Below are 12,100 nucleotides of genomic sequence, written 5' to 3'. Positions count from 1 at the left end.
GTTCCTCCCGATGGCGGTGGGTGGAGGAGAGGCCGGCACCCGCCGGCCGCCCCGTACGTCAGCCGGTGGTGGCCAGTCGGCTCTCCAGCAGTGCCACGACGGCGTCGAGGCGCCCCGCCTCCACCATCTCGTCGTCGGTGACCCGCGCGCCCAGGGTCTCCAGCTGCATGGACAGCTCGACCAGGTCGAGTGAGTCGAGGCCGAGGTCGTCGAGGGTCGCGCCCTCCACGAAGTCCTCCTCCGCCACGTTGAAGCTCGTCATCAGGATCTTCTTGATGTGCTCGTACACGTCTTCCTCCTCGGAAGTGCGGGTTCAGGCGGTCAGGGCCGGCACGTCCGGCCAGACGACGGTGGTCGCCCCCCACGTGACGCCGCCTCCGAAGGCGGCGATCAGCGTGCGGTCACCCGGGCTCAGCAGCCCGGCGGCGGCCGACTCGGTGAGCAGCAGCGGCACCGAAGCGGCGGCGGTGTTGCCGACCCGGTCGATGTTGGAGAGGCGGTGCGCCCCCGCGGGGATGCCGAGCCGGTCGGCGACGGCGCCGATGATGCGGGCGTTTGCCTGGTGGGCCGCGAACCGGTCCACCTCCGCCGGGTCCCAGCCGGCCAGGTCCAGCGCCTCGCGGGCGACGGCGGTGGTGCGCTCCACGGCATGCCGGTAGGTGTCGGAGCCGTTCATACGGAAGTAGTGGTCGGACAGGGGGGCGACGGCGCCCGAGGCCCGCTGGCGGGATCCGCCCGCGGGCACCTGGATGAGGTCGCTCTGCCCGCCGTCGCTGCCGAGCAGGACGCGGCCGACCGCTCCCGGCTCGTCCGGGTCGCCGGCCCTCAGCACGACCGCCCCCGCCCCGTCACCGAAGATGGGTACGGTCGACCGGTCGGCGGGGTCGAGTATCGAGGTGAAGGTCTCCGCGCCGATGACCAGCACCCGCTGGGCCATCCCCGCGGCGATCATCCCCGCGGCGGTGCCCAGGCCGTAGAGGAAGCTGGTGCACACCGCCGACACGTCGAAGGCGGCCACGCCGGTGAGTCCGAGCCGGGTCGCCACCTCGGGAGCTGTGGCCGGGCAGAGGCGGTCAGGCGTGGTCGTACCGAGGACCACGGCGTCGGCATCGGTGACGCCCGCGGCCTTGAGCGCCAGTTCGGCGGCCGTGACCGCCAGGTCCCCGGTCGAGGTCCCTGGGTCGACGCGGTGCCTCGTCCCGATGCCCGTGCGCCGCCTGATCCACTCGTCCGAGGTGTCCAGATAGGTGGCGAGCTCGTCGTTGGTCACCGCGCGCGGGGGGACGCAGGCGCCCAGCCCGCTGATCACGGCGGCGGGCCCGCGGCAGTGATGGCCGGTGGTCATCGTCGTCAGCCGATCCGCATGACGGCGGGGTCGAGGCCCATGTACGCGAAGCGGCTCTCGGCCATCTCGTCCGTCCACCGCTCGGCGAGGTCGTAGCGCTCCTCGGGGGTGGTGTCGAGCAGCAGCCGGCCGGGGAAGACCTCGTAGTCCCGGATGAGGTCCGCGTGGTCGAGCATGCCCTGCTGGAAGAGTTCCTCGCGCTCCAGGACGTACTTCCGGTCCGGGATCTCGTCCCACAGGGCGCGGCCGCGCTCCAGGATGTCCATCAGCCGGGGCAGGTAGCCGGGGTCTGCCAGGAGGTGGTCGCGGACGACGGTGCTGCCCACCGACAGATGGCGGATCTCGTCGATCGAGGCGCCGCGGGCGATGGCGCCGGCCGCCGGGTCGAGTACGTTCCACTTGCGCTCGCTGAGTTCCGCGGCGGGCGCCAGGACACCCTCGATGACGATGGTGAACACCGCCACCCCGCCGATGAAGTCCCCCTCGTCCCGCACCGCGCGCAGGGCGAAGTCCAGGATCGGGTCCACCACGTCGCGGGTGTAGGCGCCGGACACCCGCTCGACGGTGGCGTGCAGCTCGCCGGCGGGGACACCGAGCTCCAGCAGATGGTTGCGGAAGACCATCGCGTGACGCGCCTCGTCGAGCAACTGAGTGGAGAAGAACTCCAGTTCGGCTGTCCCGGGCGCGGCTGCGACGTAGTACGCGAGCGCCTTGGTCGCTTCCGTCTCCGCGACCGCACGGCAGCCCAGCTCCATGACCAGTGCGTCGCGCAGCGGTCCGGGCCTGCGCATGTGGTCGGGGGTGATCTCCTGCGGGGAGTGTCCCGTCCTGGCACGCCCGGCAAGGGTGCCCTGTGCCACTCCGGACAGCCAGTAGGCGAGATCGCACTGCTGCGGCGTCAGGTTGAGGTTCTTCGCCCCGTCGAGGAGGCCGGGTGCGGTGTCCCACCCTGTTTCGTCGGGTATCTGGCTGGTCATCGGTTTCCTCTCAGTCCAGGGAGACGGTGGCCGTCGCGGCGAGGCTGCGGCCCCACCGGCGGCGGACCACGTCACGGAATTCGGCGCTGTGCAGGGCGCCGTCGTAGCTGAGCAGCGGGCTGCCCGCCCCGGAGCCGCCGTCCACGGCCTCCGCGAGCAGCAACTCGTGGTCCCCGACGGCGACCTGTCCCGTCACCCGGCACACGAGGCGGGCGAGGGTGTGCCTCAGCAGGGGCAGCCCCGTGGCCGGATCGGGGTCCCATTCCAGGACGTCGAACTGGGCTCTGCCGCGGGGCCGCCGGGGGCTGGCGAACCAGTCGGCGACCTGTGCCTGCCTCCCGGAGAGCACGTTGACCGCGAACAGACCGCTGGCCAGCGCGAGTTCCAGGAGTTCCGAGCTCTGCCGCAGCCCCGCGCCGATCGTCAGCGGGCTGCGTGAGACGACTCCGGCAGCGCTGACGGTCGCGCCGTGCATCCGGCCGTCGAGGCGCGCTGTCAGGACGGTGACCCCGGTGGTGAGGCGCAGTGCGGCCCGCGGCAGGCCGTCGTCCTCCGGCCCGCCGGGCCGGAGGCCACCGGGGCTCACCGGGACACGCCGGAGGCACCCGCCATGGCGTTCTCCCGCTGCTTGCGGCGCTCGCGGTACCGGAGCTCGGCGGCCAGCCGGGTGTAGGCCGGGTTGGGCTCGGGCTCGAAGGCCAGGCTGAACGGCTTCAGGAAGTTGCCGAACACGCCCCGGTCGGCGAAGAGGTGGAGCGGCAGGACCAGCAGGGCCCACTCGAACCCCGCGACCGCGATCCAGACGGCGGCCACCACCATCTGCGTGATCATGCTGTGCATGACGTTGTACGCGACGTAGTAGCCCTTGGCCACGCGGTGGTCGGGGCTCCGGCGGTAGGCGATGGCTCCCGGTATGTAGCCGATCAGGTCGATGTAGACGAAGAGGATCACCGCCGGCACCCAGCGGACCTCACCGATGTGGGCGATGAACAGCCCCGCCACGGCGACCAGTCCGACCAGGTATTCGGCCCGGTGGAGCCGGTAGGTGTTGGGTGTCTCGAACGGGTTGGCCATGTCCATGGTGTGCTCCTGAGGTCAGGCGGCGGTGTGTCCGCCGCTCGGCGCGAGTTCGAGGTCGCCGGCGAGGCGCACCGACGCGTGCAGGCCCACGACCGCCCATGCGACGGTCTCCTTGATCACCCGTTCCGCGATCGGGTCGAGGATTCCTTCGAGGCTCTCGATGCCGAAGTCGAAGTCGCACTCGAAGTGCAGGGCGGTGTCGGGCCCTTGCTGGGTCAGCGTCCAGGTGCCGCCGAAGGTGTCGAAGTCGCCCTCGGTCTGCTCGAACTCGATGCGCAGCTCGTCCTTGAGGAAGCGCTCGGTCTCGGACCAGCTGAGCAGTCCGCTGCGGAACAGCAGCTCCCAGCTGGAGGCCCCGGTGGGGCTCGGACGCGTCTCGGTCACCTCCGTGGACTGCACGTGCGGTGACAGTTCCGGGTAGCGGGCGAACCGCGACACGTTCTCGAAGACGGTCCCCGCGTCCTCGTTCGCGATCACCGCGTCCAGGATGACTTTGCGCATGTCAGTGGCCACCTTCCGGCATCCGGGCGCTCTGCTCGACCAGGGCCCGGGTGGCCTTGTCGAACGCGTCGAGCAGGAAACTCACATCGGCGTCGGTGAGGATCGCCGGCGGGGTGAGCCGGGCGACCGCGCTGCCGTTCATCGAGTGGTTGCCGACCACGCCGTGGTTGAACAGTTCGATGAGCAGCTCGCCGGCCAGCCCCGCCTCGATCAGCTCGATGCCGATCAGCAGCCCTTGGCCGCGTACCTCCTTCACCAGTCCGGGAAGGTTGCGGTGCGCGATGGCGCTGAGCTCGGGCAGCAGCTTGGCCCCCAGTTCGGCGGACCTGCTGACCAGGCGTTCCTCCTTGATGGTCTCCACGGCGCCCATGACGGCCGCCATCAGGACGGGCGCGCCGGTGAACGTCCCCGTGTGCAGGTACGGGTCCTTGTCGAAGGGGGAGAACGTCTTGCGGTTGGCCAGCGCCGCGGAGACCGGCATGACACCGCCTCCCAGCGCCTTGCCCGCCAGCAGCACGTCCGGGGTGATGCCGTACAGGTCGGCGCCCCACCACTCACCGAGCCGGCCCATGCCGGTCTGCACCTCGTCGAGGATCAGGAACTGGTCGTACGTGCGCACCAGGCGCTCCACGCCGGGCAGGTAACCCGACGGCGGCAGGATGACGCCCCCTTCACCCTGGACCGGCTCGACGATCACGGCGACCTCGCCGGGGTGGGCGGACAGCACCTCTTCGAGGGCGTCGAGGTCACCGAAGGGCACATGGGTGACATCGGCCAGCAGCGGGCGGAAGGGCCGCTGGTAGACGTCCTTCGCCGTGACCGAGAGCGCGCCGAGGGTCTTGCCGTGGTAGCCCATGTGCATGGAGACCAGGCGCTTCTTGCCGTTGGCACGCGCCAGCTTGAGCCCTGTCTCGACCGCCTCGGCGCCCGAGAGGGCGAAGTGGATGCGGTTGAGGTGCCCCGGGACGACCGACGACAGGGCTTCCGCCGCACGTCCGACCGTGGGCTCCAGCAGGATCCTGGTGGCGATGGGGTGGGTCTCCAGCTGGCGCCGGACGTGCGACATCACCCTCGGGTGGCGGGCGCCCATCACGAAGACGCCGTAGCCGCTGCAGTTGAGGAACTCCATGCCGTCGCTGGTGCGCAGTCGCGCGCCCTGCGACTCGATCTCCATGTGGCTGCCGAACAGTTCGGCGACCGTCGCGCGGCCCTTGCTCAGGTGCTTGCGGTACAGACCGAGGATCTCGGCCTCGGTGTCGGCCGATCGCTCGGCGTCCACGACTGTGGACATGCGTGCGCCTCCTTCAGATGGCACGGGTGTGGGAAAGGGAGTACGCGCCGTCAGGGAAGCAGCAGCGGCTGGCCGGCGAAGTAGTCGACGAGCGCCTCCGCGGTGCTGGTCCGCGACGGGGGGTGGAAGGCCAGCGGGCTGATCGCCGAGGCGAGCGTGGCGATCTCCGGGGAGCCGATGAAGGCGATGCCGCCGAGCAGTTCGACGGCCAGCTCGCTGACGGCGGCCAGGACCTTCTGCGCGGCGAACCGGGTGACCAGGACGGAAGCCACGGCCTCGTCCCCGAAGGTGCCCGCGTCGACGGAGCGGGCCATGCCCTCGGTGAGGGCGACGGCGGATTCGAGCTGCACGCACAGCGCACCGCGGTCGCTGACGCTGCCGCGGCCCCGCGTGAGGACGCGCTCGGTCAGCTCGGACGCGGCTCCGACGTAGGCGGAGGTGACCAGCATCTCGAACCAGACGAACGCGGCCGTCTGGAGGTCGTCGAGCCGGCCGGGGTCCTCCGGGGTCGCCCGGATCACGAGGTGTTCGGGTACGAAGACGTCGTGGAGCCGTACCTCGTCGCTCTGCGCCGCCGCGAGTACGGGCGAACCCCAGAACGGGTGCAGTGAGACACCCTCGGAGTCGGCCGGCACGAGCAGGATGACCAGTTGCGGCACGCCGTTCTCGTCGGGCAGGAAGGCGCTGGCCGTCAGCATGTCCATCGAGGCGGACAGACTGCACGGCTTCTTGGCGCCGTTGACGAGATAGCCCCCCGGGGCCGGGGTCGCGACGACGCTCGGCGAGAGGATGCTCTGCTCGGTCCGGCCCTCCGCCCAGCCGGAGGCCAGCAGGAGCCCTTCCGGCGCGATCCGGGAGAGCAGGGCCCGCTGGCCCTCGGTGGGCTCGGCGGCCCGCTCGGCCAGTTCGAAGAGCATGGCCGCGGAGAAGTTGTGCATGGTCGCACCGGCCGCGAGGGACGGCGAGACGGAGCCCAGCGCGCGCGTCACCCGCACCGCCTCCAGGGCGGAGACACCCAGCCCGCCGAAGGAGCAGGGCACCAGCAGGCCGGGGCCGCCATGCGTGCGGAACAGGTCGATCACCGGGCTGCCCGGCGCCTCCCGCTCCTCCAGCGGCAGGGCCGTGAGTGCCTTGAACAGACCGGGATGATTGCGCTCGCAGGCGTCACGCGCCACGTCGAGGGACCGCATGGGAAATCCTCCCTTTGAGTGTGAGTCAGCCTTCGAACATCGCCCGGCGAGGGGAGGCACCCGTGCCGATGCTCACTCCCTGCACGTGGGAGGTCTTGAGCATGGGGTAGTTGCCCTCTCCGAACGCTCCTCCGGTCATGCCGGTGCCTCCGTGCGTCGGCACGACGGGCAGGAAGCCGATGTGGGAGTCGTTGATCTTCAGCAGCCCGGAGTTGCGGACCCGCGCGACGAAGGTGCCGACGACGTCGTCCGAGCGGGCCCAGAGCGAATTGCGCAGGCCGTACTTGTTGGCGTTGACGAAGCGGATCATGTCGTCGAGGAGGACGTCGTCGGGAGCCGCCGCGGGCACCACGACGGGCAGCAGGGGGAAGAAGGTCTCCTCACGCACCATGCGGTAGTCCTGCGACTCGGCCAGCCCGTCGACCCTCACCACGGTCGGCTCCAGGAACTGCCCCGCCTGGGAGGGTGATCCGTCGAGCTCGACGCGGTTGCCGCCGCAGACGAGCTCACCGCCCTGCTCCATGGCCTGCGCCAGCAGGCTGAAGAAGCGCTCGCTGCGGCGCACGGGCGACAGCAGCACCTCGGGCGAGTCCGGATATCCGGGCTTGATCGCCTCGGCGGATTCCTTGAGGCGGGCGATCAGTTCGTCGGCCACGTCGGGATGCACCACGACGCAGTTCGGCACCATGCAGATCTGGCCGGATCCGTAGAAGGCCTCCGTGACGGCCTCCACGGCCGCCGGGATGTCGGCGTCCTTCCAGACGACGAGCGAGTCGTTGCCCGCCAGTTCCAGGATGGGCTTCTTGCCGCGCTCCACGCACTGCTGCTCGAAGCGCAGGCCGGCCTCGCTGGACCCGAAGTAGAGGATGTCGTTGATCCGGGGGTCGTCGAGCCAGTGGTCGATGATCTTCTGCGGGGTACCGCAGACGATGTTCAGGGTGCCGGGGGGCGCCCCCATCTCCTCCAGCAGCGGAACCGCGAGCTCACGCAGGATGTAGAGGGTGCTGAGCGCGATGCTCCGGGGGGCTCTGACGACGACCGCGTTTCCGGCCATGAGGGCGAGCACCGCCAGGCCGGAGTTGGGCACGGGCGCGTTCTGCGGCGGGTTGAGCGCCACGACTCCGTCGGCCTGCCGTCGGACGATGAGGGTGCGGTCCCCGTAGGTGCGCCGGCTGTACATCTGCTGCTCGTACCAGGCGATGCTCTCCTCGCTGTACGCCTGGATGAGGCAGCTCAGCTCCCAGCGGGCCAGGGTCACGGGGTGCGCCTCGGCGACCATGATGTCGAGGATGGTCTCCTGATGCCTGATCAGCGCCTCCCCGAAGCGGCGCCCGAGGTTCAGCCGGTCCGCCAGCGGCACGGCCGACCAGGTGTCGACGGCGTCGGCGGCGGCGTCGGTGGCCGCGAGGACGTCGGGCATGCCGATCACCGCGCAGCGCCCCACCACGTACGGGTGCTGGGCCGCGGGGGAGCCGGGGTCCGGGTCCTGCTCGAGAGCACGCTTGAGACTCACACTGGTGAATACATCCTCAAGGAGCGACTTGGAGCTGACCGTGTAAACCCAGCCGATTCCCTCGATGTCCTTTCCGCCGACATAGCAGGGATAATTGAGCAGGGGCTTCGATCGCCCTTTCAGAACCTGATCCGCGCCGCCCAGGACTTCACGCACTGCACGATCCTTCTCTCTTCGCGCCGGAATTCCTCTCGCTGCCGGTGATAGTGCAGGAAGGCCCCTACCCATCGCTGACATGTCTCTGACCGAAGCCCCTGTCTGACCTGGCGTTGACGGTGGGCTGACGGACGGACGGACCCACAGCCGCAGAGGCGGCCTCCGCCTTGCGCCGCTTCCCCGCCCGTGTCACAGTCACGACTCCCGGACCGGTCCGGCCACCGCACCCCGGAAAACATCACGCACGAGGGGTATTCATGGCCGAGACCATCGACAGCACGGTTTCATTCGACTACGTGCACCATGCAATCCAGGAGTACACGGCTGCAGAGAACCCGAGTTCATTTCTCGCCGTGAGCCAGGGGAATTCGTACTTCACTCTTCCTGGTCTGGCCGGCGTCATCGTCTATCGCAGCGCGGGTCCGTATCTCGTCCAGCTGGGCGGGCCGTTCGCACCCGGCGACTCCTACACGGCGCTCCTCGACGCCTTCCTGGCCTTCGCGGCGCAGCAGGGGCGACAGGTCGTCGGGGTCCAGCTCCAGGAGCACGACGCGAGGATCTACGCGGAACACGGCTTCACCGTCAACCAGATCGGCGCCTCCTACGCAGTCGACCTCGCGGACTTCTCGCTCCGCGGCACCCGGTTCATGCAGCTCAGGAACAAGATCTCCCGGGCCTTCCGCAACGGCCTCACGGTCGTGGAGGCGGACTACGACGCCTGGCAGGAGTCGATCCGCGAGATCGACCAGCTCTGGCTGCCGCTGAAGGGTGAGGGCGCCAAGCCCTTGCAGTACCTGGTCGGCCAGTGCGGCGGGCCCGCCCAGAGGCACCGCAGGCTCTTCCTCGGTCTCGTGGACGGCGTGGCGGTCGGCTACGTGCTGTACTCCCCCGTCTACGGCGGGCGCCCGGGCTGGATGCACGACCTGTCCCGGCGGCGGCCCGAGTCCGGCCCGGGAATCATGGAGGCCATCAACAAGACGGCGATCGAGACGTTCCTGACCGAGGACGTGCGGTGGCTGCACTTCGGCTTCACGCCGTTCACCGGCCTCGACGAGAAGTTCGAGATGCCGGGCAGCAGCGAAGCCTTCCGCTGGTTCATGCACTTCCTGTGGGAGCACGGCAAGGACGTGTACCCGGCGGCGACCCAGCTCGCGTACAAGGAGAAGTGGAACCAGAGCCTGGTGCTCGCCGAGTACGCCGCGTTCCAGGGTCCTGCGAGCGTCAACGCCTTCGTCCACATCTTCCGCGCCGCCGGCGCGCTGTAGAGGCAGGAGATTCACCATGAGCGTGCAAGCCGCCCAGGATCAGATCGTCGATCTGTTCACCCGCCTGTGCGGCGACCCCGACGACGCCGAGGTCGCCGCGGCGGCCGACCGGGCGCTGGAGTCGCTGGACGAGGCACTGCGGGCCGAAGGGGCCTGACCCCGGGACCGAGAGCACCGGGCCGCCCCTGCCGCGCCGCCGTGAGGCGGATGCGGCAGGGGCGGCCCGGTGTCGTGGGGAGCGCAGGGTTTGCTGCGTTCCGGCGTTGCGGCGTGTGGCGTTCCGGTGTTCAGCGGCGACGGCGAGGCCCGGTGACGCCTGGGACGAGCTCACGCCCACGCCGTCCGCGAGGTCGGCTCAAGTCTCGTTCCAGTTCCCGTTGGTAGCTTCCCTCTCGCCTTCCCCTAGGGGGTCCCCGAAGCGTTCACATGGAGGAGTACCCATGAGGTTCACCGTGCTGGGCTCGGTCGGAGCGGTCGTGAACGAGCACTTCACCGCCATTGCGGGCACCCAGCAGCGCATCCTGCTCGCCACGCTGTTGCTGCGGGCCGGCCGGCTGGTGCAGAGCGAGCAGCTCTACACGGAACTGTGGGGCGACAACCCGCCGGACGGTGTGTCCAACGCCTTGCAGGCCCATGTGTCACGCCTGCGGCGCACGCTGCGGCGGCTCGGCGAGGAAGGGCCTCAACCGGCGCCGTCACTGAACATCCACGCGTCCGGTTACATCCTGGACCTGTGTCCCGACAGGGTGGACATCAACGTCTTCCGGGACCGCATCGCCCGCGCCCGGGTGGCCATGGTCGACGCTCCGATGCGCGCCCGCTCACTGCTGGACTCGGCGTTGTCACTGTGGCAGGGCGATCCGTTGCACGACGTCTCCTCGAGCCCGATGTGCCGCAGCGTGTCCCTGGAGCTGGACGAGGAGTACCTCGCGGCCCTGGAGTGCAAGTACGAGCTCGGGCTGCGGTGCAACGAACCGCACTCGGTCATCAGCGAGTTGCGGCGGATGAGCGTGACGCACCCCTGGCGGGAGCGGCTCACCGAACTCCTGATGCTCGCGCTCTACCGCTGCGGCCGGCAGGCGGACGCCATGGAGGCGTACAACGCGGCCAGGGCCCGCCTGGTGGACGAGCTCGGCATCGAGCCGTCCCCCCAGCTGAAGCGGCTGTTCAGGGACATACTCAACCAGGAGCCCGCCCTCAACCCGACTCCGCTGCCGATCAACCTGGCATCGTGAGGGCCGTGCCGCCGCCCGGCAGGATCCGCCGGAAGCCTGTGTAGGGCACCAGACATTCGGGCAGCCGGACGGATCCGTCCGGCTGCAGGCCCTGTTCCAGCAGTGCGGCGACGGTACGCCCGACCGGCAGGGCGGAGCCGTTGAGTGTCGCCGCGGGCCGCCTGCGCCCGGCGGCGTCGCGGTAGCGGATCCCGGCCCGTCTGGCCTGGAAGTCGCCGCAGTCGGAGCACGAGGACACCTCCCGGTAGGCGTCGCTGCCGGGGAGCCAGACCTCGATGTCGTACGTCATCCTGGCCGAGAAACCGGTGTCGCCGGCCGGGAGCACGACGACCCGGTAGGAGAGGCCGAGCTGTTCCAGGCAGTCGGTGGCGTGCCCCACCAGCACGTCCAGTTCCTCCCGCGCCCGCTCCGGGGTGCACACCCGTACCAGCTCCACCTTCTCGAACTGGTGCAGGCGGAGGATGCCGCGGGTGTCCCTGCCGTACGACCCTGCCTCGGCGCGGTAGCAGGGAGTGGCGGCGGTGAGCGCCAGGGGGAGCGCCCCCTCGTCGGCCGGTTCGCGGGCGACGAGGTTGGTGAGGGGTACCTCGGCCGTGGGTATGAGGAAGAGCTCCCGGTCGCCGGCCGAGGTGGCGAACAGGTCCTCCTCGAATTTGGGCAGTTGCCCCGTGCCGGTCATGGTCTCCCTGGTCACGAGGTGCGGCACGGAGTACTCCGTGTAGCCGTGCCGCTGCGTGTGCAGGTCGAGGAGGAAGGACACGAGGGCGCGCTCCAGTCGTGCGCCCGCGCCCTTGAGCACGGCGAAACGGGCCCCGGACAGGCGCGACGCACCCTCCGTGTCGAGGATCCCCAGGTCCGCACCGATCTCCGCGTGGTGGCGGGCCTCGACGTCCTTGCGGACCGGGGGCCCGCCTCTGCGGATCTCGACGGCGTCCTTCTCCGAGTGGCCGTCGGGTACTTCGTCGAGCGGCAGGTTGGGAATCCGCAGCAGCTGTTCCCGCAGGGCGGCTTCCACGGCGCGGACGTCCGCTTCGGCGGCCTGGACCCGTTCCCTCAGCGACCGTGCGCGCTCCCGCTCCTCCTCCGAGGGGCCCTCGGCTCCGGCCCGGCGGCCGGCCCCGCTCTTCTTGAGCTCGGCCCGCAGGCGTTCGAGGGTGGCGAGGGAATCGGAGCGGTGGCGGTGCGCTTCGCGCAGACCGGAGAGGTCGAGGGTGTAGCGGCGACGGGCCAGCTTGCGTTCGGCCTCGGCCCCCAGCTTCAGCAGTTCTCGCACATCGTGCACGGCATGGTTTCCTTCGCTCGGCTCATGCGTGGATGCCACCGGGCCGCGGGCCCGGACCAGTGGGCGACGGGTCGGTACGGCACCCCGCACGGACGGGCGGAGTGTCTGCTTCGTGCGTCGCCGGTGCGGCGGGCCCGGGGGAGTCCGCCGCACCGGCAGTAAGAAGAGCGGAGAGGGCAGGATTCGAACCTGCGAAGGCGGTAAAACCCGACCCGGACCAAAATCCAGGCCCCCGATAAACCACTCCGGGCACCTCTCCTCGTCC

General features: G+C 70.2%; 13 protein-coding genes and 1 tRNA gene. 3 read left to right on the top strand and 11 right to left on the bottom strand.

Annotation, left to right across the window (positions count from 1 at the left end):
* Positions 1 to 58 precede the first annotated feature (58 nt).
* From ABZY45_RS29805 to ABZY45_RS29765, 9 genes are read right to left on the bottom strand one after another with little or no spacing between them, the layout of a single operon-like run.
* Positions 59 to 289, bottom strand: a complete 231-nt coding sequence (locus ABZY45_RS29805) for a phosphopantetheine-binding protein (RefSeq protein WP_356744867.1) — start codon at positions 287 to 289, stop codon at positions 59 to 61.
* A 24-nt stretch (positions 290 to 313) separates the two neighbouring features.
* The gene (locus ABZY45_RS29800; RefSeq protein ID WP_356744865.1) at positions 314 to 1,345 is read right to left on the bottom strand and encodes a beta-ketoacyl-ACP synthase III; all 1,032 of its coding nucleotides are present in this window, start codon (positions 1,343 to 1,345) and stop codon (positions 314 to 316) included.
* A 5-nt stretch (positions 1,346 to 1,350) separates the two neighbouring features.
* The gene (locus ABZY45_RS29795; RefSeq protein WP_356744863.1) at positions 1,351 to 2,322 is read right to left on the bottom strand and encodes a VlmB-like protein; all 972 of its coding nucleotides are present in this window, start codon (positions 2,320 to 2,322) and stop codon (positions 1,351 to 1,353) included.
* A gap of 10 nt (positions 2,323 to 2,332) precedes the next feature.
* Positions 2,333 to 2,908 carry a flavin reductase family protein gene (locus tag ABZY45_RS29790; protein ID WP_356744861.1) on the bottom strand — a complete coding sequence of 192 codons (576 nt, stop codon included), beginning with the start codon at positions 2,906 to 2,908 and terminating at the stop codon, positions 2,333 to 2,335.
* Positions 2,905 to 3,402 carry a hypothetical protein gene (locus ABZY45_RS29785; RefSeq protein WP_356744859.1) on the bottom strand — a complete coding sequence of 166 codons (498 nt, stop codon included), beginning with the start codon at positions 3,400 to 3,402 and terminating at the stop codon, positions 2,905 to 2,907. The genes ABZY45_RS29790 and ABZY45_RS29785 overlap by 4 nt, the downstream gene beginning before the upstream one ends.
* Positions 3,403 to 3,417: 15 nt before the next feature.
* The gene (locus tag ABZY45_RS29780; protein ID WP_356744857.1) at positions 3,418 to 3,903 is read right to left on the bottom strand and encodes an SRPBCC family protein; all 486 of its coding nucleotides are present in this window, start codon (positions 3,901 to 3,903) and stop codon (positions 3,418 to 3,420) included.
* Position 3,904: 1 nt separating this feature from the next.
* Positions 3,905 to 5,194 carry an aminotransferase class III-fold pyridoxal phosphate-dependent enzyme gene (locus tag ABZY45_RS29775; protein ID WP_356744855.1) on the bottom strand — a complete coding sequence of 430 codons (1,290 nt, stop codon included), beginning with the start codon at positions 5,192 to 5,194 and terminating at the stop codon, positions 3,905 to 3,907.
* A 50-nt stretch (positions 5,195 to 5,244) separates the two neighbouring features.
* Positions 5,245 to 6,384, bottom strand: coding sequence for an acyl-CoA dehydrogenase family protein (locus ABZY45_RS29770; protein ID WP_356744853.1), 1,140 nt, complete (start codon positions 6,382 to 6,384; stop codon positions 5,245 to 5,247).
* A 25-nt stretch (positions 6,385 to 6,409) separates the two neighbouring features.
* Positions 6,410 to 7,999 carry an aldehyde dehydrogenase family protein gene (locus tag ABZY45_RS29765; protein WP_356744907.1) on the bottom strand — a complete coding sequence of 530 codons (1,590 nt, stop codon included), beginning with the start codon at positions 7,997 to 7,999 and terminating at the stop codon, positions 6,410 to 6,412.
* A 311-nt stretch (positions 8,000 to 8,310) separates the two neighbouring features.
* Here ABZY45_RS29765 and ABZY45_RS29760 point away from each other — a divergent pair, with 311 nt between their 5' ends.
* The 3 genes from ABZY45_RS29760 (at position 8,311) to ABZY45_RS29750 (ending at position 10,553) form a co-directional block, all read left to right on the top strand.
* A complete protein-coding gene (locus ABZY45_RS29760; RefSeq protein ID WP_356744851.1) occupies positions 8,311 to 9,318 on the top strand; it encodes a DUF2156 domain-containing protein in 1,008 nt (335 codons plus the stop codon).
* 16 nt (positions 9,319 to 9,334) lie between these two features.
* Positions 9,335 to 9,475: a hypothetical protein gene (locus ABZY45_RS29755; protein ID WP_356744849.1), complete on the top strand. Its 141-nt coding sequence runs from the start codon at positions 9,335 to 9,337 to the stop codon at positions 9,473 to 9,475.
* A 283-nt stretch (positions 9,476 to 9,758) separates the two neighbouring features.
* Positions 9,759 to 10,553, top strand: coding sequence for an AfsR/SARP family transcriptional regulator (locus ABZY45_RS29750; protein WP_356744847.1), 795 nt, complete (start codon positions 9,759 to 9,761; stop codon positions 10,551 to 10,553).
* Here the strand turns inward: ABZY45_RS29750 and serS are convergent.
* Complete coding sequence (gene serS, locus ABZY45_RS29745) at positions 10,537 to 11,835, bottom strand: serine--tRNA ligase (protein ID WP_356744845.1); 1,299 nt, start codon at positions 11,833 to 11,835, stop codon at positions 10,537 to 10,539. The two genes, ABZY45_RS29750 and serS, sit on opposite strands and share 17 nt — an antisense overlap.
* A gap of 168 nt (positions 11,836 to 12,003) precedes the next feature.
* Positions 12,004 to 12,094: transfer RNA gene (locus ABZY45_RS29740), tRNA-Gln, on the bottom strand.
* Between the last annotated feature and the right edge of the window lie 6 nt (positions 12,095 to 12,100).

Origin of the sequence: Streptomyces sp. NPDC006516 (assembly GCF_040611875.1) — a bacterium.
Lineage (GTDB): Bacteria > Actinomycetota > Actinomycetes > Streptomycetales > Streptomycetaceae > Streptomyces.
The sequence above is the reverse complement of the archived record's forward strand: the minus strand, read 5'-3'. Positions and strand labels throughout refer to the sequence as shown.

Excerpts from the sequence above, each read along its gene's own strand:
- ABZY45_RS29755 (WP_356744849.1), top strand. The coding sequence starts at position 9,335 with ATGAGCGTGCAAGCCGCCCAGGATCAGATCGTCGATCTGTTCACCCGC.
- ABZY45_RS29795 (WP_356744863.1), bottom strand. The coding sequence starts at position 2,322 with ATGACCAGCCAGATACCCGACGAAACAGGGTGGGACACCGCACCCGGC.
- ABZY45_RS29800 (WP_356744865.1), bottom strand. The coding sequence starts at position 1,345 with ATGACCACCGGCCATCACTGCCGCGGGCCCGCCGCCGTGATCAGCGGG.
- ABZY45_RS29785 (WP_356744859.1), bottom strand. The coding sequence starts at position 3,402 with ATGGACATGGCCAACCCGTTCGAGACACCCAACACCTACCGGCTCCAC.
- ABZY45_RS29770 (WP_356744853.1), bottom strand. The coding sequence starts at position 6,384 with ATGCGGTCCCTCGACGTGGCGCGTGACGCCTGCGAGCGCAATCATCCC.
- ABZY45_RS29760 (WP_356744851.1), top strand. The coding sequence starts at position 8,311 with ATGGCCGAGACCATCGACAGCACGGTTTCATTCGACTACGTGCACCAT.
- ABZY45_RS29775 (WP_356744855.1), bottom strand. The coding sequence starts at position 5,194 with ATGTCCACAGTCGTGGACGCCGAGCGATCGGCCGACACCGAGGCCGAG.
- ABZY45_RS29750 (WP_356744847.1), top strand. The coding sequence starts at position 9,759 with ATGAGGTTCACCGTGCTGGGCTCGGTCGGAGCGGTCGTGAACGAGCAC.
- ABZY45_RS29780 (WP_356744857.1), bottom strand. The coding sequence starts at position 3,903 with ATGCGCAAAGTCATCCTGGACGCGGTGATCGCGAACGAGGACGCGGGG.